This window comes from Vreelandella sp. L-25, from assembly GCF_056857535.1.
Map to the genome: position 1 here is coordinate 37,587 of NZ_JBSXNH010000063.1, position 18,977 is coordinate 56,563.

Annotated in this window: 22 protein-coding genes and 1 pseudogene; 11 read left to right on the top strand and 12 right to left on the bottom strand. The window is 59.5% G+C overall.

What is annotated here, in order from left to right; translation table 11 throughout:
* Positions 1-56: 56 nt before the first annotated feature.
* Complete coding sequence (gene rsmD, locus AC13CN_RS08400; protein WP_253027644.1) at positions 57-641, bottom strand: 16S rRNA (guanine(966)-N(2))-methyltransferase RsmD; 585 nt, start codon at positions 639-641, stop codon at positions 57-59.
* Positions 642-767: 126 nt separating this feature from the next.
* On the opposite strand from rsmD, the gene ftsY reads away from it, so the two are divergent.
* The 4 genes from ftsY to rpoH all read left to right on the top strand — a co-directional run bounded on the left by ftsY (position 768) and on the right by rpoH (position 4,955).
* Complete coding sequence (ftsY, locus tag AC13CN_RS08405) at positions 768-2,135, top strand: signal recognition particle-docking protein FtsY (protein ID WP_289094543.1); 1,368 nt, start codon at positions 768-770, stop codon at positions 2,133-2,135.
* The gene (ftsE, locus tag AC13CN_RS08410) at positions 2,132-2,800 is read left to right on the top strand and encodes a cell division ATP-binding protein FtsE (RefSeq protein WP_058579699.1); all 669 of its coding nucleotides are present in this window, start codon (positions 2,132-2,134) and stop codon (positions 2,798-2,800) included. The genes ftsY and ftsE overlap by 4 nt, the downstream gene beginning before the upstream one ends.
* Positions 2,797-3,843: a permease-like cell division protein FtsX gene (ftsX, locus tag AC13CN_RS08415; protein ID WP_062374880.1), complete on the top strand. Its 1,047-nt coding sequence runs from the start codon at positions 2,797-2,799 to the stop codon at positions 3,841-3,843. The genes ftsE and ftsX overlap by 4 nt, the downstream gene beginning before the upstream one ends.
* 242 nt (positions 3,844-4,085) lie before the next feature.
* Entirely contained in the window at positions 4,086-4,955 is an 870-nt protein-coding gene (rpoH, locus tag AC13CN_RS08420) for an RNA polymerase sigma factor RpoH (RefSeq protein WP_062374879.1), read from the top strand.
* Between the two features lie 93 nt (positions 4,956-5,048).
* Here the strand turns inward: rpoH and slmA are convergent, their stop codons facing one another.
* The 5 genes from slmA to coaBC form a co-directional block, all read right to left on the bottom strand.
* Positions 5,049-5,657, bottom strand: a complete 609-nt coding sequence (gene slmA, locus AC13CN_RS08425) for a nucleoid occlusion factor SlmA (RefSeq protein WP_054644930.1) — start codon at positions 5,655-5,657, stop codon at positions 5,049-5,051.
* Positions 5,658-5,678: 21 nt separating this feature from the next.
* On the bottom strand, positions 5,679-6,578 hold the full coding sequence (gene argB / locus AC13CN_RS08430) for an acetylglutamate kinase (protein ID WP_054644931.1): 900 nt from the start codon (positions 6,576-6,578) through the stop codon (positions 5,679-5,681).
* Positions 6,579-6,679: 101 nt separating this feature from the next.
* Positions 6,680-8,068: a phosphomannomutase/phosphoglucomutase gene (locus tag AC13CN_RS08435; RefSeq protein WP_089674658.1), complete on the bottom strand. Its 1,389-nt coding sequence runs from the start codon at positions 8,066-8,068 to the stop codon at positions 6,680-6,682.
* 47 nt (positions 8,069-8,115) lie between these two features.
* Complete coding sequence (dut, locus tag AC13CN_RS08440) at positions 8,116-8,577, bottom strand: dUTP diphosphatase (protein ID WP_044629738.1); 462 nt, start codon at positions 8,575-8,577, stop codon at positions 8,116-8,118.
* Between the two features lie 2 nt (positions 8,578-8,579).
* A complete protein-coding gene (coaBC, locus tag AC13CN_RS08445) occupies positions 8,580-9,848 on the bottom strand; it encodes a bifunctional phosphopantothenoylcysteine decarboxylase/phosphopantothenate--cysteine ligase CoaBC (RefSeq protein WP_074211061.1) in 1,269 nt (422 codons plus the stop codon).
* 149 nt (positions 9,849-9,997) lie between these two features.
* On the opposite strand from coaBC, the gene radC reads away from it, so the two are divergent.
* The 6 genes and pseudogenes from radC to AC13CN_RS08475 form a co-directional block, all read left to right on the top strand.
* Entirely contained in the window at positions 9,998-10,672 is a 675-nt protein-coding gene (gene radC / locus AC13CN_RS08450) for a RadC family protein (protein WP_044629736.1), read from the top strand.
* A 273-nt stretch (positions 10,673-10,945) separates the two neighbouring features.
* Positions 10,946-11,182, top strand: coding sequence for a 50S ribosomal protein L28 (rpmB, locus tag AC13CN_RS08455; protein ID WP_038481085.1), 237 nt, complete (start codon positions 10,946-10,948; stop codon positions 11,180-11,182).
* A 38-nt stretch (positions 11,183-11,220) separates the two neighbouring features.
* Complete coding sequence (gene rpmG / locus AC13CN_RS08460; RefSeq protein WP_009098622.1) at positions 11,221-11,376, top strand: 50S ribosomal protein L33; 156 nt, start codon at positions 11,221-11,223, stop codon at positions 11,374-11,376.
* A gap of 138 nt (positions 11,377-11,514) precedes the next feature.
* A complete protein-coding gene (mutM, locus tag AC13CN_RS08465) occupies positions 11,515-12,342 on the top strand; it encodes a bifunctional DNA-formamidopyrimidine glycosylase/DNA-(apurinic or apyrimidinic site) lyase (RefSeq protein ID WP_054640805.1) in 828 nt (275 codons plus the stop codon).
* Between the two features lie 78 nt (positions 12,343-12,420).
* Entirely contained in the window at positions 12,421-13,611 is a 1,191-nt protein-coding gene (locus AC13CN_RS08470) for a class I SAM-dependent rRNA methyltransferase (protein WP_253557140.1), read from the top strand.
* A 9-nt stretch (positions 13,612-13,620) separates the two neighbouring features.
* Positions 13,621-13,740: pseudogene (locus AC13CN_RS08475) on the top strand (alanine dehydrogenase); the annotation flags it as partial.
* Between the two features lie 41 nt (positions 13,741-13,781).
* Here AC13CN_RS08475 and AC13CN_RS08480 read toward each other — a convergent pair.
* Positions 13,782-14,030, bottom strand: coding sequence for a SlyX family protein (locus tag AC13CN_RS08480; protein ID WP_044629733.1), 249 nt, complete (start codon positions 14,028-14,030; stop codon positions 13,782-13,784).
* A 110-nt stretch (positions 14,031-14,140) separates the two neighbouring features.
* Between AC13CN_RS08480 and AC13CN_RS08485 the strand changes: the two genes are divergently transcribed.
* A complete protein-coding gene (locus AC13CN_RS08485) occupies positions 14,141-14,674 on the top strand; it encodes a cold-shock protein (RefSeq protein ID WP_273682104.1) in 534 nt (177 codons plus the stop codon).
* A gap of 70 nt (positions 14,675-14,744) precedes the next feature.
* Here the strand turns inward: AC13CN_RS08485 and AC13CN_RS08490 are convergent, their stop codons facing one another.
* Genes AC13CN_RS08490 through dapC form a run of 5 tightly spaced genes read right to left on the bottom strand, consistent with a single transcriptional unit; the run spans position 14,745 to position 18,950 of the window.
* Complete coding sequence (locus tag AC13CN_RS08490) at positions 14,745-15,134, bottom strand: hypothetical protein (RefSeq protein ID WP_044629731.1); 390 nt, start codon at positions 15,132-15,134, stop codon at positions 14,745-14,747.
* Complete coding sequence (gene dapE, locus AC13CN_RS08495) at positions 15,131-16,303, bottom strand: succinyl-diaminopimelate desuccinylase (protein ID WP_253557138.1); 1,173 nt, start codon at positions 16,301-16,303, stop codon at positions 15,131-15,133. The genes AC13CN_RS08490 and dapE overlap by 4 nt, the downstream gene beginning before the upstream one ends.
* Positions 16,290-17,315: a 2,3,4,5-tetrahydropyridine-2,6-dicarboxylate N-succinyltransferase gene (gene dapD / locus AC13CN_RS08500; protein ID WP_044629729.1), complete on the bottom strand. Its 1,026-nt coding sequence runs from the start codon at positions 17,313-17,315 to the stop codon at positions 16,290-16,292. The genes dapE and dapD overlap by 14 nt, the downstream gene beginning before the upstream one ends.
* 57 nt (positions 17,316-17,372) lie before the next feature.
* Entirely contained in the window at positions 17,373-17,717 is a 345-nt protein-coding gene (locus AC13CN_RS08505) for a Spx/MgsR family RNA polymerase-binding regulatory protein (RefSeq protein WP_044629728.1), read from the bottom strand.
* Positions 17,718-17,753: 36 nt separating this feature from the next.
* Positions 17,754-18,950 carry a succinyldiaminopimelate transaminase gene (dapC, locus tag AC13CN_RS08510; protein WP_253561251.1) on the bottom strand — a complete coding sequence of 399 codons (1,197 nt, stop codon included), beginning with the start codon at positions 18,948-18,950 and terminating at the stop codon, positions 17,754-17,756.
* Positions 18,951-18,977 lie beyond the last annotated feature (27 nt).

The window sequence follows — 18,977 nt, forward strand, 5'->3', positions numbered from 1 at the left end:
CAATGTGTGACTCAATCGAGCGAGCGTAACGCTGCTGTCAGTTGGCGGCAAGCGCTTTACGAGGGCACGCGTTGATAGAGCCTGGCAATACTCTCACCTGCCTGAGTTTCACGGTGTAAATGCCAGTTAGCCGGTACCGCTGGCGTTAGGCTCTGTTCGGTTTCCAGGTAGATCATCGCATCGCTTGCCAGCCATCCGCCCGCTTCCAGCGCGGCACAGCAAGACGCGGCTAACCCTTGGTAGAACGGCGGGTCGAGAAACACCAGATCAGCAGGTTGGCTAGGCTTTTCAAGAAACGCCTGGGCATCAGCAGTCACTACCTGCCCCTGCGTTGCACCGAGGGTGGCAAGATTGTCGCGAATCAGCGCGGCAACGTGTGTATCGCGCTCGACAAAGGTGACCTGCGCAGCCCCCCGAGAGAGCGACTCGATGCCAAGCGCGCCGGTACCGGCAAATAGGTCCAGCACCTGCTTGCCATGCAGCGCTTGGCCCAGCCAGTTAAACAGCGTTTCACGTACGCGATCCGGCGTAGGGCGCAGGCCCGGATGGTCGAGCACAGGCAGCATGCGGCGGCGAAAATCGCCGCCGATAATGCGCAGTTTCCCCGGCGGTTTGGCAGTTCCGCGGCGGGGAGTCGACATGCGAGATGATGAGCGAGAGGAGCGTTGTCGTTTCATAACGCGGATTGTAGCGGGCTACTTATCCAAAGTCTTGGTCTGCGGTGGTAGGATAATCGCAATGTTCACCTATTTAGTCGGATGACACCTATGTTCGGTTTTTTCAAACGTAAGAAAAAGCACGACTCCCAGCAGGAGCCTCAAGACGCCCAAGAGCAGCCAGCGCTGCTAGACGAGCCCGAAGGCGCGCCTGATAAGGAGCCTGCTGCTGATGTATCAGCACCTTCCGAATCGCTGGCAGAAGAGCCGCCCAAGCCCGCGCCGGAGCGCGAAAACGAACCCACTGAGGTGCTCGCTCAGGAGCAGTCGCCTGAGCCGGTGAGCAAAGAGGACGTTCAGCCAACGGGCGTTGACGAGGAAGTCACCCCCGCGCCAATCATGGACACTGTGCCAGAGCCAGAGCCAGAGCCAGAGCCAGAGCCAGAGCCAGAGCCAGAGCCAGAGCCAGAGCCAGAGCCAGAGCCAGCCGCGAAGCCTGCGCTTCAAGAGAAGCCGGTATCCGAAAAAGGCGAGAAGAAAGGCTGGTTTGCGCGCATCAAATCTGGCCTGGGGAAAACCCGCGCTAATCTTACTGACGGCTTGGCCGACCTGTTCCTTGGCAAAAAGCATATCGATGACGAGCTGCTGGAGGATCTGGAAACTCAGCTGCTCATGGCCGATGTGGGCATCGAAGCGACGAGCGAAATCATCGAGCGCCTTGAGGCACGGGTTTCCCGCAAAGAGCTGAATAATCCCGAAGCGCTCTATCGCGGCCTACAGGAGGAGCTGGCCGCGCTGCTGGCACCCGTGTCTGCGCCGCTCAGCTTCGAGAAAGAGAGCGACGGCCCCTTCGTTATTCTGGTGGTGGGGGTCAACGGCGTGGGTAAAACCACCACCATCGGCAAGCTCACCCAGCGTTTCCAGCGCGAAGGCAAGAGCGTCATGCTGGCAGCCGGGGATACCTTCCGTGCGGCGGCGGTGGAACAGCTTAAAGTGTGGGGCGAACGCAACAGTGTACCGGTGATTGCTCAGCACACCGGGGCTGACAGCGCCTCGGTGATTTACGACGCAGTGGCGGCCGCCAAGTCTCGCGGCGTAGATGTGCTGATCGCCGATACCGCCGGGCGGCTGCACAACAAGAGCCACCTGATGGAAGAGCTGAAAAAGGTGCACCGTGTGATGCAGAAGCTCGATGACACGGCGCCCCATGAGGTCATGCTCGTGCTGGATGCAGGCACGGGGCAGAACGCAATTTCCCAGGCCACCACTTTTAATGAGGCGGTGCCGATTAGCGGCATTACTTTAACCAAGCTGGATGGCACCGCCAAAGGCGGGATTATCTTTGCCCTGGCGAAACAGCTAGAAACGCCGATTCGCTTTATCGGGGTGGGTGAGGGCCTGGACGACTTGCGCCCCTTCAACGCTAACGACTTCGTCAACGCGCTGTTTGACCGCCAAGGGGATGATGGTCGCGCATGATTGCTTTTGAGCATGTGGGGAAGCGCTATGGAGGGCGCTTTGACGCGCTGGCGCACCTGAACTTTCGCGTGGCGAGAGGCGAAATGGTGTTTCTGACTGGCCACTCTGGGGCGGGAAAAAGCTCGCTACTGCGGCTGATTATGCGCCTAGAAAAGCCCAGCCGTGGGCGAGTAGTGGTAGCCGGGCATGACATTGCTCAGCTCCACGCCAGCCAGGTGCCGTTTTATCGTCGCCAGATTGGCGTAGTATTTCAGGACCACCAGCTGCTATTTGATCGCAGCGTGTTCCATAACGTTTCGCTGCCGCTAGAAATTCAGGGTGTAGAGCCCCGAGAGGCGGCGAGGCGGGTGCGGGCAGCACTGGATAAAGTCGGCCTGTTGCACCGCGAAAAAGCCCTGCCCATCGAGCTTTCCGGCGGTGAGCAGCAGCGGGTGGGCATCGCCCGCGCCGTGGTTAATAAGCCCGCGCTGCTGCTTGCCGATGAGCCCACCGGTAACCTAGACCCACAGCTCTCTGCCGATATCATGGGGCTGTTCGAGGACTTCAACCGCATCGGCACTACGGTCATGATCGCTAGCCACGATTTGGCGCTGATTGCGCGCTTGCGTCATCGGATTCTGCGTCTGCAGGACGGTCGTTTAGTCGCCGATGAGGGGGCTGCATGAAGCGCTCAGCCAATGCTCGCCAAAGCGGCGCCGCCCCTCGGGGTAAGCGCCAAACACCCAAGCCCGCCGCACCTGCCTCGGAAACAGCCCCTCGCAGTGGGGCGCGCGCTCAGCAAACACGTTTTAGCAGTCGCCTGCGTGCCTGGGGGCGTCACCACCGGGCCATGGCGCTGGATAGCCTTTTTCGACTGGTGCGCTACCCGTTGGGAAACCTGCTGACCATGCTGGCCATTGCCATTGCCTTGGTACTTCCCGCTGCTCTATGGCTGACGTTGGACAGCGCCAAGCTGCTGGATGCCGAGCTGGATGAAAGCGCGTCGCTCACCGTTTATCTCGATATGGGGATTGATGCAGCGCAGGCGGCTCGGATCGAAGAGGCGGTGAGTGCTGACGGCGGCGTGGCGCAGACGCGTATGATCAGCCCAGAGCAGGGCATGGCGGATTTCCAGCAGTCGTTGGGCATCGACGATACCCTGGCAGGGCTTGACGATAATCCGCTCCCCACGAGTATCGTCATTTCCCCTCAAGATGTAGAGCCCGCTGCGATGGCTGAACTGGCCGAGCGGCTCGAGGGGGTAACTGGCATCGATGAAGTACGCGTCGATTTGGCCTGGGTCGAGCGGCTGCGCCATCTGGCGGCGTTGGGACGCCGCGTGGCGCTGGCGCTGGGGGTGCTGTTTGGTTTCGGTGTACTGCTGGTCGTCGGTAATACCATTCGCTTGGCGGTGGAGAGTCGACGCCGTGAAATCGAAGTGGTCATGCTGATCGGCGCAACGCACGCCTTCGTACGTCGCCCGTTCTTGTACAGTGGAGCCTGGTATGGCGCTGGCGGCGGGCTTTTGGCGCTGGGTCTATTGGCCTTGGGTAATCACTGGCTCTCACTGCCGGTAGCGGCGCTGGCGGCCAGCTACGGTGCCAGCTTCACCTTGCCGCAGCTAGATGTGACAGGCTCTACAATTCTGCTATCCTGCAGTATACTACTTGGCTGGCTGGGCGCTTGGCTTGCCGTCACGCGCCATCTTTCCAGCATACGCCCGCGCTGAGCATGCGTCTGTCGCGTTGTCATCTTCACGTTATAGGCAGTACATAGACTTCGCGATATTGTCCATGCGGGCAGTCACGGGAATTTCTACCCCCGTGGCGTGATCGATGCCAACTGTGCGTCGATCGTTTGAACCTCTGGGTTCGCCTAAGGTCTTAAGGTTAACGCAAGACGTTTGGCTGCGCACATTCACGCGACGCCAGCACGTCAACCACGATAGGTTTTAAGGGAGGCCATCTGCATATGAGCACTAGTCTTCTACCGGTGGGACAGTTTTCACCAGGCAATGACCTGGGTGGCTACATTCAAGCGGTGAATGGCATCGCGGTGCTGAGCGTCGAAGAGGAGCGCGAGCTGGCGTTCCGCCTTTACGATGAGGGCGATCTTGAGGCGGCACGTCGACTGGTGCTATCGCACCTTCGTTTCGTGGTGCATATTGCTCGCAGCTACTCCGGTTACGGTCTGCCGCAAGCGGACTTGATTCAGGAAGGCAACGTCGGTTTGATGAAAGCCGTCAAGCGCTTCGATCCCAATCAAGGGGTACGCTTGGTATCGTTTGCCGTGCATTGGATCAAGGCAGAGATTCACGAGTTTGTGCTGCGTAACTGGCGCATCGTTAAAATCGCTACCACCAAAGCTCAGCGCAAGCTGTTCTTCAACCTGCGTAGCGCGAAAAAGCGTTTGGCATGGCTGAACAACGATGAAGTCGATGCCATCGCTAAAGACCTTGATGTGAAGCCCGAAGTCGTGCGCGATATGGAAGGTCGCCTCTCGGCGTTTGATGCAGGTTATGATGCCTCGCCCAGCGACGATGAGGAGAGTGCTTACCAAGCGCCTGCCTACTTCCTTGACGATGCCTCCGCCGATCCGGCGGCCCAGCTAGAGGATAGCGACTTTGAAGAGGACTCCACTCGCCGCTTGCAGCTGGCGCTGAAAGAGCTGGATGAGCGCTCCCGGGACATTCTGCAGCGTCGTTGGCTCACCGATGATAAAGCCACGCTGCACGACTTGGCCGATGTATACGGCGTTAGTGCCGAGCGTATCCGCCAGCTTGAGAAGAACGCCATGAAGAAGCTGCGCCAAAAAATGGGCGACGCGGCCATCGCTGCGTAACACTCACGCCTCACGCAGGAAAACGCCCCGCCGGTATCGTTACGGCGGGGCGTTTTCATTTGCTTTGTGCATGTGCTGAGAGCACGCGCCTCATTATGCGGGTTGGGAAGCGTTTCTAAATAGCTGGCCCGAGAGTAGCGTCCACTGATCCTCCCAATACTCGGTAGGCAGCCGCTTGAAGTCGCTGCGGACGTATTGCGAAATACGCCCTTCGGCCTGGGCGATGAGCAGGTTGGCCGCTGCTGAGGCGGTGATGCTGGTGCGCCACCCTTCGCGCAGCTCGGCTTCCCGCAGCACCTGCTTGAGTTGGGTTTCCAGGCGCTCGAAGAGCTGGTGTACCCGCTGGCGCAGCCGTGCGGTTTCACCGGTGAGCACATCGCCCCCTAGCACCCTGGCAAGCCCGGGGTTCTTCTCGGCAAATCCGAGCAGGAGCGAGAGAATTGTCCCGCAGCGGGTCGTGGCGTCGGGGATGTCATCCAGAATGCGGGTAATGCGTGCGAAAATGCTCTCTTCGATGAAGTCGATCAGTCCCTCAAACATGCGCGCCTTGCTGGGGAAGTGGCGATACAGCGCCGCTTCGGAAACGCCCACTTGGCGCGCCAGTGCGGCCGTGGTGATCCGCTTGCCGCTGTCCTCTTCCAGCATGATGGCTAACGCCTGCAGAATTTGCTCGCGGCGGCGAGGTTTGCGATCGTCACTCATGACTCTTGCCCTCCGTCGCGATTAGCCTGCGTCAGTGATCAGGGTGCCTACCCCGGCGTTGGTAAAGATTTCCAGCAGTACGGCATGGGGCACGCGACCATCGATGATGTGGGCGCTGTTCACACCACCTTTCACCGCGTCCAGTGCACAGCGGATCTTGGGGAGCATCCCGCCATAGATGGTGCCGTCGGCAATCAAGCCGTCTACCTGAACGGTCGTGAGCCCGGTCAATACCTTACCTTCGCTGTTCATCAAGCCCGCCACGTTGGTCAGCAGCATCAGCTTCTCGGCGTTCAGCGCTTCGGCCAGCTTGCCTGCTACCAGATCGGCATTGATGTTGTAGCTGTTACCTTTGTCATCCACGCCGATGGGAGCGATGACCGGAATAAAGTCCCGGGCGGCCAGCATCTCGATCAGGTCAGTGGAGATCGATTCCACTTCGCCGACATGGCCGATATCGATGATTTCCGGCGCGGTCATCTCCGGGCTCTGGTGCTCCACCTTCAGCTGCCGGGCGCGAATCTGGGCGCCATCTTTGCCAGTCAGGCCAATCGCCTTGCCGCCGCTTTGATTGATCAGGTTGACGATGCTCTTGTTCACCAAGCCGCCCAGTACCATCTCCACGACATCCATGGTTTGCGAGTCAGTGACTCGCATGCCATTCACGAAGCGGGATTCGATATTGAGCTTCTCCAGCAGGCTGCCAATTTGCGGGCCGCCGCCGTGAACCACCACCGGATTAATGCCAACTTCCTTCATCAGCACGATGTTGCGAGCAAATGAGTCGATCAGCGTGTCTTCGGTCATGGCATTGCCGCCATATTTCACGACGACAGTTTTACCGGAAAATTGCTGAATATAGGGAAGCGCTTCTGACAGCACCTCCACAACGACCTGGGGGTCGCGGCTAGCTGAACTCATGACGTTGTCCCTTTGCTCTTTTTAATGTCTGTTGCGTTGCTAGGCGCTTACGCGCCTGGATGACAGCATTTTTTAACACGTCGCGCGTTCTAAGGGCGCGATCATGTCGTTGTGGTGGCCGGTATGGTCAGTGTAGGCGCGATGCCATGTAGCGCTTTTTCAAAGCGCTCGCGGATTCGAGCGAGCGCTGCGCTATCTTTTCCCTCGAAACGCAGTACCAGGGCGGGCGTCGTATTAGAGGCGCGACATAATCCCCAGCCGTCGGTGTAATCAACGCGAATGCCATCCAGCGTGGTTTTGATACCTTCGCCGAAGTCGCCCTCTCTGGCAAGTGTCTCGATAATGGCAAATTTTTCTTCATCGGCAACGCTGACGTTAATTTCTGGCGTACTGACATCTTGGGGGAATTGGTCAAAGAAAGTGTCCGCGTCGCCGGGGAATTGGGCAAGAATCTCCAGCAGCCGTGCGGCTGAGTAGAGGCCGTCATCAAAGCCGTACCAGCGCTCTTTAAAGAAGATATGTCCGCTCATTTCGCCGCCCAGCAGCGCGTCGGTCTCTTTCATACGCGCTTTGATCAGTGAGTGGCCGGTGCGCCACATCTCGGGTTCACCCCCAGCCTCGCTAACCACCTTGGCCAAGTTGCCGGTGCACTTGATATCGAAGACCACCTTGGCACCAGGGTTGCGCGACAGCATATCGGTGGCAAAGTGCATCAACAGGTGGTCAGGGTAAATCATACGCCCACGGGGCGTGACGACGCCCAGGCGGTCACCGTCGCCGTCGAAGGCAAGGCCGATGTCGGCACCGCTCTGCTGGACGTGATGGATCAGATCCTGCAGGTTTTCCGGCTTGCCGGGGTCGGGGTGATGGTTGGGGAAGCGGCCATCGATCTCGTCAAACAGTGGTGTGGTGGTGACCCCAAGCCGCTGAATAAGCTGCGGGCCAAGCTCTCCGGCCACACCGTTGCCGCAATCCACCACGGCGCTGAGCGGGCGTGTTACCTTCACATCACTCAAGATGCGTTCCAGGTAGCTGGCGCGCAGATCTTGGCTGCTCACGCTGCCCTGGCCCTGGGTGAAATTGCCCGCCTGGATACGCCCAAAGAGCGCAGTAATCGCGTCGCCCGATAAGGTGTCGCCCGCCAGGACGATTTTAAAGCCATTGTAGTCCGGTGGGTTGTGGCTGCCGGTGAGCATCACCCCTGAACGGCTCTCCGGCAGCGTGTGGGTGGCGAAGTAGAGCACCGGCGTGGGCACCATGCCGATATCGATAACGTCCCGCCCGGCGGCCTGAAGGCCGCGAATGAGCGCTGCTTGCAGGCGCGGCCCAGAGGTGCGGCCATCTCGCGCCACAATCACCGTCTGCTCGCCACGAACGGCGGCTTCAGAGCCGACGGCGCGGCCAATCAGCTCGGTGGTGGCTTCGCTTAACGTGTCATCCACGATGCCGCGAATATCGTAAGCACGAAATATCGAAGCGGGTACGGTCATCATCGATCCTTGAAAAACGCTGAAAGGGAGTGGGCTGGCGAACGGGGTTACTGGCGGCCGGTGCTGCCGAAACCGCCGCTGCCGCGAGTAGAGTCGTTAAAGCTATCGACGATATCGAGTTCAGCTTGCACCACGGGGACCAGAACGTACTGGGCGAGCCGCTCGAAGGGCGCAATCGTGAAGCTGTCCTGGCCGCGATTCCATACCGAGATCATTAGCTCGCCCTGGTAGTCGGAGTCGATGAGCCCAACTAGGTTACCCAGCACGATGCCGTGTTTATGGCCTAGGCCAGAGCGCGGCAGAATCATTCCCGCTAAACCCGGATCTTCAATATAGATGGCAAGGCCGGTGCGGACGAGCTGACATTCGCCGGGGGCAAGGGTGAGCGGCTCATCCAGCAGGGCGCGTAAGTCCATGCCCGCAGAGCCTGTCGTGGCATAGGTGGGGAGATAGTCGTGCAGGCGCTCATCCAACACATTGCACTGCAGGCGAGGGCGGGAACTGCTCATGGTTAGGCTCCAGAAGAGGTCAAAGAGAGGTGGGTGAGGGCGTGCCGAACGATCAGCGCGGCCAGCTGCGTTTTAGGCTGTGGCGGTGCAACGAGTCGGTCACTACCGTCGGATGTTCGCCATAGCAGGAGCGCCGCGTTGTCGTCGCTGCCAAATCCCAGCCCCTGTTGGGAAACATCGTTGGCGACGATCATATCGAGCCCTTTGCGGGCGAGCTTATCCTGGGCGTAACGCTCGATGTCTTGGGTCTCGGCGGCAAAGCCCACGACAAAGGGGCGCTGGCCGTCCGGTAGCGCCGCCACATCGGCAATGATGTCGGGATTTTTCACCAGCGTGAGCGTTAGGGTGTCCTGGTCGTCGGTTTTTTTCAGCTTGTGCTCGGCCGCGTTGGCGGCGCGGTAGTCGGCCACCGCTGCGCAGCCGATAAACAGCGCCGCCTGGGGCGCTAGCTCAAGCGCTGCTGTATGCATTTGTACGGCGGTTTCGACGTTGAGCCGCTCGACTCCTTGGGGAGTAGGCAAATTCACCGGGCCGCTGATTAGCGTTACTCGTGCGCCTTGCGCGGCCGCCTCGGCCGCCAGGGCATAGCCCATCTTCCCCGAGCTGTGATTCGACAGGTAGCGGACAGGGTCTAGTGCCTCCCGCGTGGGGCCAGCGGTAATCACGACATGGGGGGCGCTGGCCGAAGGGGTAATGGGCGGTGCAAAATGGCGGCTCACGGCCTCCAGAATTTCATCAGGCTCGCTCATGCGCCCTGGGCCGACGTCGCCGCAGGCCTGATCGCCCGCCGCCGGGCCAATCAGCTGCCAGCCATCGGTGGCCAGCTGTTTCACATTGCGCTGAGTGGTTGGGTGGCGCCACATGGCCTGATTCATCGCAGGGGCGATGAGGCGCGGTGCTTCAGAAGCAAGGCATAGAGTGGTCAGTAAGTCATCCGCCATGCCATGGACCAGCCGCGCGATCAAGTCGGCGGTGGCCGGGGCGATGACGATGGCATCCGCCCAGCGGGCCAGCTCGATATGCCCCATGCCAGCTTCCGCTTCAGGGTCGAGTAGCGAGGTACGCACCGGCTCGCCCGAAAGTGCCTGAAGCGTGAGTGGCGTTATAAACGCCTGGGCTCCCTCGGTCATCACTACACGAACCTCGCAGCCAGCCTGTTTTAGCAGCCGCACGATAAGGGCGCTTTTGTAGGCCGCGATGCCAGCGCTAACGCCCAGCAGCAGGCGCTTACCCGCTAGCGACGATAAGGGGGAGTGCGAAAGTGGGGCCATGGTGGGCAGTCCAGTGTGACGATCAACAAGGGGCTTACCATACCATTTGGCTGATTATTTTGGCATGCTCGGCAGATTCGCCATAATGCGAGGTATAGTGAGGCTGGTGGTCATGGCAGTGCGTTAAAAGAACCATTAGGGAGGCGTGGATGGGGATTAATCATTGGCCCGAAGGTGAGCGGCCACGGGAAAAGCTGTTGAATATGGGCGCGCAGGCGCTTTCGGATGCCGAGCTGTTAGCGATTTTTCTGCGAGTAGGCGTGCAGGGGCGCTCGGCGGTAGACTTGGCGCGGGATTTGCTGGCGAACTTTGGGGGGTTAAGGCAGTTGCTTGAGGCGGACCAAACCCAGTTCTGCTCCGCCCGTGGTCTGGGAAGTGCTAAATTTGCCCAGTTGCAGGCCACCCTAGAGCTCTCTCGACGGCATTTGGCCAGCCAACTGGCTCGTGGCAATGCCCTAACGTCGCCTGCGTTGGTGCGCCACTATTTGAGCTCACAGCTGCGTCACTTGGGGCATGAAGAGTTCGCCGTACTTTTTTTGGATACACAGCATCGAATTATTCGCTATGAATCCCTGTTTCGCGGTACCCTAGACAGCGCATCCGTTTACCCCCGCGAAGTTGCCAAGCGTGCGCTTGAGTTACACGCTGGTGCTGTCATCCTGGCCCACAATCACCCATCGGGTGTGGCTGAGCCCAGCGATGCTGATCGACGTATCACTGAACGCTTAAAAGATGCTCTTGCACTCTTTGACGTGCGGGTACTCGATCATTTTGTGGTGGGGGACGGAGAAGTGGTGTCATTTGCCGAGCGTGGCTGGCTATAGCGGTAATTTTCAGCAGCATCAGCAGCAGAAGACGTGTGCTCGACCCTTCGGTCTTTGCCCTTTTTCTAAGTAAATTGTCCAAAAAAGCGCTTTTTTGGGCTTTTTGGGCGGTTTCGCTTGCTGGTAGCTAGGTGCTCTGGTATAAAGTGCCACCTTTGAACTTGGGTTGAATAACGGATTTGGGTACAGCTAGGCGGTTAACTGCGTCGACTCCCTCCCTGCTCCGGTTTGCCCGACAGTTTTGAACAACTCGCCAAGCGGTTGGAGGCTCTCATGTCCAAAGTATGTCAGGTTACCGGCAAGCGTCCGGTAACTGGTAATAACGTTTCTCACTCCCAGCGTAAGACACGTCGTCGTTTCTTGCCGAACCTGCACACCCATCGTTTTTGGGTTGAGTCTGAAAACCGCTTCGTCAAGCTGCGCGTTTCCTCTAAAGGCATGCGCATCATCGACAAGAAAGGTATCGAGACGGTTCTGGCCGATATCCGCAAACGCGGCGACGCTATCTAAGCCAGCTTTTTGCTAAGCACTTTTGGGAGAGTTAAACCATGCGCGATAAGATCAAGCTGGTGTCTAGTGCCGGTACAGGCCACTTCTACACCACTGATAAGAACAAGCGGAACACCCCGGATAAGTTCGAATTCAAGAAATACGACCCGGTGGTCCGTAAGCACGTTATCTACAAGGAAGCCAAGATCAAGTAATCGCGATTACGATGATCGGCTTTCACCGCAGGCGAGCGCCTGTTGAAAAACCCGGCCTAAAGCCGGGTTTTTGCATGTCTGTCGTTAGCGCCTTGGCCGTTAATCGCTGTCACTGTGCTGTCATCATAGGCTTTCATCATGCCCGAACTGCCTGAAGTTGAAACCACGCGACGTGGCATCGCCCCCTATATAGAGGGGCAAGAAATTACCGAAGTGCGGGTGCGCCAGCCGCGCCTGCGGGTACCAGTGCCGGACGACTTGGCCGAACGCTTAATCGGCGCACGAGTGGGCGAGTTGGCCCGACGAGCTAAATACCTGCAGATTCCGCTAGCCACCGCTGATGGCAGTGCCACGCTGCTGTGGCACTTAGGCATGTCGGGCAGCCTGCGTATTGCCCGCCTGGGGGATTTGCCGAAAAAGCACGACCATGTGGATGTGGTGACCGCTAGCGGCTACGTGCTGCGCTACCATGACCCGCGTCGGTTTGGGTTTGTCGACTGGCAGCAGGGCGACGGCAGCCGCGATACCCGCCTTGCTCACCTTGGCCCTGAACCGCTTAGCGATGCCTTCAACGGCCAGTGGCTCTACCGTCTGTCGCGTAATAAGCGGGTGGCAGTAAAGCCCTTTTTGATGGACAACCGTGTGGTGGTGGGTGCGGGCAATATTTATGCCGCCGAAGCGCTGTTTATGGCAGGCATCGACCCGCGCCGTGCGGCGGGGCGAATTTCCCAAGCGCGCTACGACGCGCTAGCGGCGGCCGTCAAAGAGGTGTTGGCGGCGGCCATTACCCAAGGTGGCACCACGCTGCGCGATTTTGTCAGCGGCCAAGGCGAGCCTGGTTACTTCGCCCAGCGGCTGAATGTTTACGGACGCCACGGGCAGCCTTGCCTGCGCTGTGGCAGCGAGCTGAAGCGCATTACCCTGGGTCAACGTGCCAGTGTGTTTTGCCCCGGCTGCCAGCGTTAATCGCCGCCTTGGGCGGTTAATTGTTTTTATGCTTACAGTGCCTAAGTGCACTATAAGCTTGCTCTTTTGGAGATTGTTGTGACCCAACGCCTGCGCTTGAATAAAAACGCCGATCGCCGCTTAAAAGCTGGCCATCTGTGGATCTACTCCAACGAAGTCGATATCAAAGAGACGCCGCTGAAAAACTTTGCGGCGGGCGAGCCTGCGCTGGTAGAGGCGTCCAACGGTAAAACCCTGGGCGTTGCCTACGTGAACCCGCACTCGCTGATCTGCGGCCGCATCATGTCTCGCGACCCTGAAATGCGCCTGGACCGCTCGCTGTTCGTGCATCGCTTTAATCAGGCCCTAGCGCTGCGCCAGCGCCTGTTTGATCAGCCGTTTTATCGCCTGATTCATGGCGAGGGCGACCTGTTGCCTGGCTTGGTGATTGATCGTTTCGGCGATGTGCTGGTAGTGCAGCTCAACACCGCCGGTATGCAGGCACTGGCGGAAGATATCGTTGACGCCCTGGAGAAAGTGGTTAAGCCGAGTGCTATCGTCTTCCGTAACGACACCGGTGGCCGCCGCCAGGAGGGCCTGGAAGCCCACGTGGAAGTCGTCAAAGGTACGCTGCCTGACGAAGTGCTGCTGGTCGAAAATGGTGTCACCTTTGCAGTGCCGGTGCTAAACGGCCAGAAAACCGGCTGGTTCTATGATCACCGTGTGAACCGTGCTTGGCTCAACAGCCAAGTGGCCGGTAAGCGCGTGCTGGACGTATTCAGCTACGTGGGTGGCTGGGGCGTTCAGGCGGCGGCCAGCGGTGCATCAGAAGTGCTCTGCGTGGATGCGTCCGGCGCTGCGCTGGAGCAAGTGGCGCGCAACGCCGAGCTGAATGGCGTTCAAGAGCAGGTGGCGATTGGTGAAGGCGATGCTTTTGAAGCCCTGGCGGCGCTAAAGGCAGATGGCGAGCAGTTCGATGTGGTGATTCTCGATCCGCCTGCGTTTATTAAAAAGCGTAAGGATATCCCTAACGGTGAGCGCGCCTACTCGCGTCTTAACCGTGAAGCGATGCGTTTGCTGGGCCGAGATGGCCTGCTGCTGTCGGCATCTTGCTCCATGCACCTTGCCCCTGATCGTTTGGTCGATGTGGTGCGCGGTGCAGTGCGCCACCAGGACCGCCAAGGTCAGGTGATCTTCCAGGGCCACCAAGGACCTGATCACCCGGTACACCCGGCCATACCGGAGACGTCGTACTTGAAGGCGCTAGGCGTGCGCGTGTTCCGCGACTAAGCACGGCCATTAGCCGATGATGCGCACTTCCTGCCCGGCCTTAACGTTCACAACGGCAAGGTGACCTATCGTGCCGTTGCTGATGCATTTGGGCTAGAAAGCGTTGCCCCGGCCAGCATGGTGAGGTAATCCCACTGCTTTTGGGCGGGCAAGAAGCCGCGAGTCGTGGCTTAATAGTGGGGTGGGATATCGTCTTCTGGACGAAAACTGCCTTGGGAGTCGCCCGCCTGGAGCGCCTGATGCTGCTCGCGTAGCCGTTCGCGCATCAAGGCGCTTAGCTGCTCCAGTTTTTCCAAGCGGCGCTCCTGCTGGGCGACCGCTTGATCCAGAGTGTCCAGCCAGTGCTCCTGATAGGCCAGCCGACTCTCCAACGATTCAAGACGTTGAGCGAGCTCAGCAGGCGATAATTCGTTTGTCATGATAACATCGTCACCTTGTGTAGTATGCTCGGTACTGTTAGGAATGGGCCTGGTAGTTCGAGTATTGTCCTTCGTCTGTTACCCATACAACAAGAGAGCTTTTTCTATCTATGAACCCAAAAGTTGTTTTTCGCTGTTTCTTTATCAGTGTCTTACTCGCCGCCCCCACGCCGCTTCTTCTGGCAGGGATTGTTCATTTAACCAATGCACCTCTGGCTGAGCAGTGGTTAGCCGAAGCTGCTTTTAGCGTATATGCCGCGGTAGCCTTTGGCTGCTTTATTATGTTGTTTATCGGCACGTTAGCGGCAGCTGCCCTGGCGCCACCAATGGTTGTGAAGGCAGATGTGGCTCGGGTTAAGCCTGCGCCGCGCCAGCCCCAAGCACCTGCTCCTACGGTGGAAGATGATGAAGAGGAAGATATCATCGACCCCAACGATGGCCGTGAAGAGGGGGAAGTAAAGTGGTTTAACACCAACAAAGGCTACGGCTTTATTACTCGCGATAACGGAGAAGATGTGTTTGTTCACTTCCGTGCCATTCGTGGCCGTGGCCCGCGTATGCTGGCCGAAGGCCAGATTGTTCGCTATCACGTGATTAAAAATGATCGCGGCCTGCAGGCCGATGACGTCAGCATTATTGAGTAAGCGCCCAGGCGCTGTAGTGATAAATTAGTGCTGAAAGAGAAAACCCCCGCGCTTACGGGGGTTTTTGCATTTAACGGCCTGAGTCCGGCCATTCGATGGCTTTTTCCTGGCCGCCGGGCAGCACCTGCCAAAAGCGGTCTGGGTCGTCGCCAGGGTGCCAGCCCCCCAGCGAACAGCGTACTTCCACCTGCAGTGCTTCAGCGGCGTGCTGGGCGCACTCCTGGTCGGTGTGCCACGGAGTGTGTCCGCTATCGAACCAGAGGCTGGCAAAACCATCCGCGGCGTTATCCACCAGCAGCACCGGTACGCTATCGCCCTGATACTGGCCACGGGTTTTCCACTTGCCTTTTCCTGCTGGGCTAAGGGGCGGTGCACTCAGCACGTCAGCCAGCCAGGCGTTAATGTCATCCAGCGTAACCCGCGCCAGATACACTTCGATATCCGGAAACCGCTCCATCATACGCTTACCTCGTCGGTGGTCAGTAGCGCTTGAAGGGTTGCTTCGTAGATGCGGCTCAGCGCATCCAAATCGCTAGCGCGCACGCGCTCGTTCACCTTGTGAATGGTGTCGTTCAGCGGGCCAAGCTCTACCACCTGCGCGCCCAGAGTGGCAATAAAACGGCCATCCGAGGTGCCGCCGCTGGTAGAAAGCGCTGGGCGTTCGCCAGTCACGGCTTCCACGCCACGAATCGCCGCCTCCACTAGCTCACCTTCGGCCGTCAGGAACGGTTCGCCATTCAGCGTCCAGTCGATGTGATACTCAAGACCGTGCTGATCCAGAATTGCCTCGGTGCGTGAGCGCAGCTCGTCATGGGTGACTTCCGTGGAGTAGCGGAAGTTGAACACCACCTCTACCTCGCCAGGAATCACATTGGTGGCCCCTGTACCGGCACGCAGATTAGATATCTGAAAGCTGGTTGCAGGGAAGAAGTCGTTGCCAGCATCCCAGTGCTCGTTGACGAGCGCATCCAGGGCGGGCATCGCTTGGTGGATCGGGTTGCGCGCTAAGTGAGGGTAGGCCACATGGCCTTGAATGCCCTTAATATGCAGCACACCGCCCAAAGAGCCACGACGACCGTTTTTGATCACATCGCCTAGGCGAGCAGTAGAGGAGGGCTCGCCAACGATGCAGTAATCCAGGCGGTCATTGCGCTCGCGAAGATGTTCTACCACCGCACGGGTGCCGTCGATGGCCGGGCCTTCCTCATCGGAGGTAATCAAAAACGCAATGCGGCCATCATGGTCAGGGTAGCGCGCTACAAAGCGTTCCACCGCGGTGAGCATGGCGGCAAGGCTGCCCTTCATATCAGCCGCGCCGCGCCCGCAGAGCATGCCTTGGTCGTCGATGCAGGGCTCGAAAGGCGGAAATTCCCAGTTAGTGTGTGGCCCGCTGGGCACCACGTCGGTGTGCCCCGCAAACGCCAGCACCGGGCCGTGGTGACCACGAACCGCCCAAAAATTCTTCACATCGCCAAACGGTAGCTGCTCGATATGGAAACCGAGCGCCGTTAAGCGCTCGATCATCAGGTCCTGGCAGCCTTCATCGTCGGGGGTCACCGACGCCCGGCGAAGCAGCTCAAAGGCCAGCTTCAGCGTAGGCGACAGTGAGGCAGGCTCAGTTATGGGCATGCAGCGCCTCGTTCAGCGCTATGGCGCTTTTATTGGTCAGGCACTCGATGCGGCCATTTTGTGAGTTACGGCGCAGCAGCAGGTCGTCTTGGCCCGCCAGCTCGCGGGCGGCAACGGTGTTCACTTCCTGGCCTTGGTCATCCAGCAGCGTCACTTTAGAGCCTGCGGTGATGTAGAGGCCGGCTTCCACGGTGCAACGGTCGCCCAGCGGAATACCGATACCGGCATTGGCGCCAATTAGGCAGCCTTCGCCCACTTTGATGATGATGTTGCCGCCACCCGAGAGTGTGCCCATGGTGGAGCAGCCGCCGCCCAGATCAGAGCCTTTGCCGACCATAACGCCTGCGGAAATGCGCCCTTCGATCATGCCGGGGCCTTCGGTGCCTGCGTTGAAGTTAACAAACCCTTCATGCATGACCGTGGTGCCTTCACCCAGGTAAGCGCCCAGGCGCACGCGCGCGGTGTCGCCGATGCGGATGCCGGTGGGCACCACGTAGTCGGTCATTTTGGGGAATTTGTCCACGCAGTCGACGGACAGCGTGCGGCCCGCTAAGCGCGCCTTCAGACGGCGCGTGGGCAGCTCTTCGATATCGATTGCGCCTTCGTTGGTCCAGGCGATGTTGCGCAGCAGGCCGAACATGCCGGTCAGGTCCAGGCCGTGAGGCTTCACTAAGCGATGCGACAGCAGGTGCAGCTTCAGGTACACCTCAGGGGCGGTTTGCGGCGGCTGGTCGCTCTCCAGGAACATCGCCACCAGCGGGCGCTGGCTAGTGGCCAGCGACTCGGCCAGAGCGGCCTGCTCGGAGTGGCCTGCCGCTTCCAGCGCCTTGGCCAAGCGGGTGCAGTCTTCCGGTAAGAAGCTCACCGGGGCATTGCCCGCCGGTGCATCCAGGGCCTCTTTGGCAGCGGCGACCAGGCTCGCGTCCGGGTTGAGCAGCGGGGCCGGGTAGTAGATTTCCAGCCAGTCGCCCTGGGTGTTTTGGGTGCCGATTCCAAGCGCGAAGCTCAGCATAACGCGTATTCCTTAGAGGTTAGTGAGAGAAAATGAGTGAGAGAAGTCGAGTCAGGGTTAGCCGCTTAGCGTGTCATAGTCGCCGTCACGGTAGCCGATCATGATGGTGCCGTCGTCGAGTTCCAGCAGCGGCCGCTTGAGCAGCGTGGGGTGCTGGAGCAGCAGCTGGCGCGCCGAGTTGGCATCGTAATCTTTCTCTTCGTCAGAAAGATCCCGCCAGGTTTTGCTGCGTTTGTTGATCACCTCAACCAACGGTACGCGATTCAAGATGTGCTCAAGCAGCGCCGCAGAAAGGCCATCTTTACGCAGGTCGTGGGTTTTATACATCAGCGCTTTGTCGTCCAGCGCTTTACGCGCTTTACGGCAGGTGTCGCAGTTATGAATCATGTAGAGCGTTAGCATAGAGCCTCCTTTCGTCGTCTTAAGCGGCGCGGCGCGTTAGCCGCGCTCGACCAGTTGGCGAAGGCGCTTGGCCGCTTCTAAGGTCGGCTCAAGCTCCGCCACTAACGCTAAGCGTAGCCGACCCGCGCCGGGGTTAAGGCCGTTTTGCCCTGGGCGACCCATCAAGCTGCCGGGCAGTACGCTCACGTGCTGTTCGCTGAATAGCCGCTGGGTAAAGGCGATATCGTCGCCACCCGGCACCGCAGGCCAGAGGTAGAAGCTCGCTTCCGGAGTGGGAAAATCCATCACCGGGGCAAGCACATCCGTCACCGCGCTGAATTTTTCGCGGTAGGCGTCGCGGTTGGCGCGCACGTGGACTTCGTCTTGCCAAGCGGCAATGGAGGCGTGCTGTAGTGGCAGCGACATGGCGCAGCCGTGATAGGTGCGGTAGCGCTTGAACGGGGCGAGTAGGTCGGCATCACCTGCCACGAAACCCGAGCGCAGCCCTGGTAGGTTGGAGCGCTTGGAGAGCGAGTGGAAGACCACGCAGCGGCGGTAGTCATCGCGGCCAAGCTCGGCGCAGGCCTGCAAAAGCCCTGGCGGTGGCGTGTTCTCGTCTAGGTAAAGCTCGGAGTAGCACTCATCAGAGGCGATGATAAAGTCGTGCTCGTCGGCCAGGGCAATGAGCTGTTTGAACTCGGCCAGTGGCGTGACGGCGCCGGTCGGGTTGCCCGGCGAGCAGATAAACACGATCTGCACATCGCGCCAGGTGTCGGCGCTGACCGCTGAAAAATCGGGGCGGAAGCCGTTCTCGGCGGTGCAGTCCAGGTAGAGCGGCTCGCCGCCTGCCAGCAGCGTGGCGCCTTCGTAAATCTGGTAGAAGGGGTTGGGTACGGCCACTTTTGCGGGGCGGGTGCGGTCCAGCGCCGCCTGCACGAAGGCGAAGATGGCTTCGCGAGTGCCGTTCACCGGCAGTACTTGGTGCTCGGCATCCAGCCCCGCCAGTTGGAAGCGTTGGGTGGCCCAGGTCGCAATCGCGTCGCGTAGGGCGGGAAGGCCGTTGGTGGCCGGGTAGCGGGCCATCTCTAACTGGTGGGCGATGAGTGCCTCCAGCGCGCCTTGGTAGGGGGCGTGCTGGGGTTCGCCAATCGTCAGCGGAATATGCGCCAGTCCCGCCGGGGGCGTTAGGCTCGCTTTGAGGGCGGCCAGCTTTTCAAACGGATAGGGGTGTAGGGCGTTGAGATCAGGGTTCATGGCGCGTCCGTTGAGAGCGTAAGGGCG

Coding starts and splice junctions, on each gene's coding strand:
- rsmD (WP_253027644.1), bottom strand. CDS start 641: ATGTCGACTCCCCGCCGCGGAACTGCCAAACCGCCGGGGAAACTGCGC.
- ftsY (WP_289094543.1), top strand. CDS start 768: ATGTTCGGTTTTTTCAAACGTAAGAAAAAGCACGACTCCCAGCAGGAG.
- ftsE (WP_058579699.1), top strand. CDS start 2,132: ATGATTGCTTTTGAGCATGTGGGGAAGCGCTATGGAGGGCGCTTTGAC.
- ftsX (WP_062374880.1), top strand. CDS start 2,797: ATGAAGCGCTCAGCCAATGCTCGCCAAAGCGGCGCCGCCCCTCGGGGT.
- rpoH (WP_062374879.1), top strand. CDS start 4,086: ATGAGCACTAGTCTTCTACCGGTGGGACAGTTTTCACCAGGCAATGAC.
- slmA (WP_054644930.1), bottom strand. CDS start 5,657: ATGAGTGACGATCGCAAACCTCGCCGCCGCGAGCAAATTCTGCAGGCG.
- argB (WP_054644931.1), bottom strand. CDS start 6,578: ATGAGTTCAGCTAGCCGCGACCCCCAGGTCGTTGTGGAGGTGCTGTCA.
- AC13CN_RS08435 (WP_089674658.1), bottom strand. CDS start 8,068: ATGACCGTACCCGCTTCGATATTTCGTGCTTACGATATTCGCGGCATC.
- dut (WP_044629738.1), bottom strand. CDS start 8,577: ATGAGCAGTTCCCGCCCTCGCCTGCAGTGCAATGTGTTGGATGAGCGC.
- coaBC (WP_074211061.1), bottom strand. CDS start 9,848: ATGGCCCCACTTTCGCACTCCCCCTTATCGTCGCTAGCGGGTAAGCGC.
- radC (WP_044629736.1), top strand. CDS start 9,998: ATGGGGATTAATCATTGGCCCGAAGGTGAGCGGCCACGGGAAAAGCTG.
- rpmB (WP_038481085.1), top strand. CDS start 10,946: ATGTCCAAAGTATGTCAGGTTACCGGCAAGCGTCCGGTAACTGGTAAT.
- rpmG (WP_009098622.1), top strand. CDS start 11,221: ATGCGCGATAAGATCAAGCTGGTGTCTAGTGCCGGTACAGGCCACTTC.
- mutM (WP_054640805.1), top strand. CDS start 11,515: ATGCCCGAACTGCCTGAAGTTGAAACCACGCGACGTGGCATCGCCCCC.
- AC13CN_RS08480 (WP_044629733.1), bottom strand. CDS start 14,030: ATGACAAACGAATTATCGCCTGCTGAGCTCGCTCAACGTCTTGAATCG.
- AC13CN_RS08485 (WP_273682104.1), top strand. CDS start 14,141: ATGAACCCAAAAGTTGTTTTTCGCTGTTTCTTTATCAGTGTCTTACTC.
- AC13CN_RS08490 (WP_044629731.1), bottom strand. CDS start 15,134: ATGATGGAGCGGTTTCCGGATATCGAAGTGTATCTGGCGCGGGTTACG.
- dapE (WP_253557138.1), bottom strand. CDS start 16,303: ATGCCCATAACTGAGCCTGCCTCACTGTCGCCTACGCTGAAGCTGGCC.
- dapD (WP_044629729.1), bottom strand. CDS start 17,315: ATGCTGAGCTTCGCGCTTGGAATCGGCACCCAAAACACCCAGGGCGAC.
- AC13CN_RS08505 (WP_044629728.1), bottom strand. CDS start 17,717: ATGCTAACGCTCTACATGATTCATAACTGCGACACCTGCCGTAAAGCG.
- dapC (WP_253561251.1), bottom strand. CDS start 18,950: ATGAACCCTGATCTCAACGCCCTACACCCCTATCCGTTTGAAAAGCTG.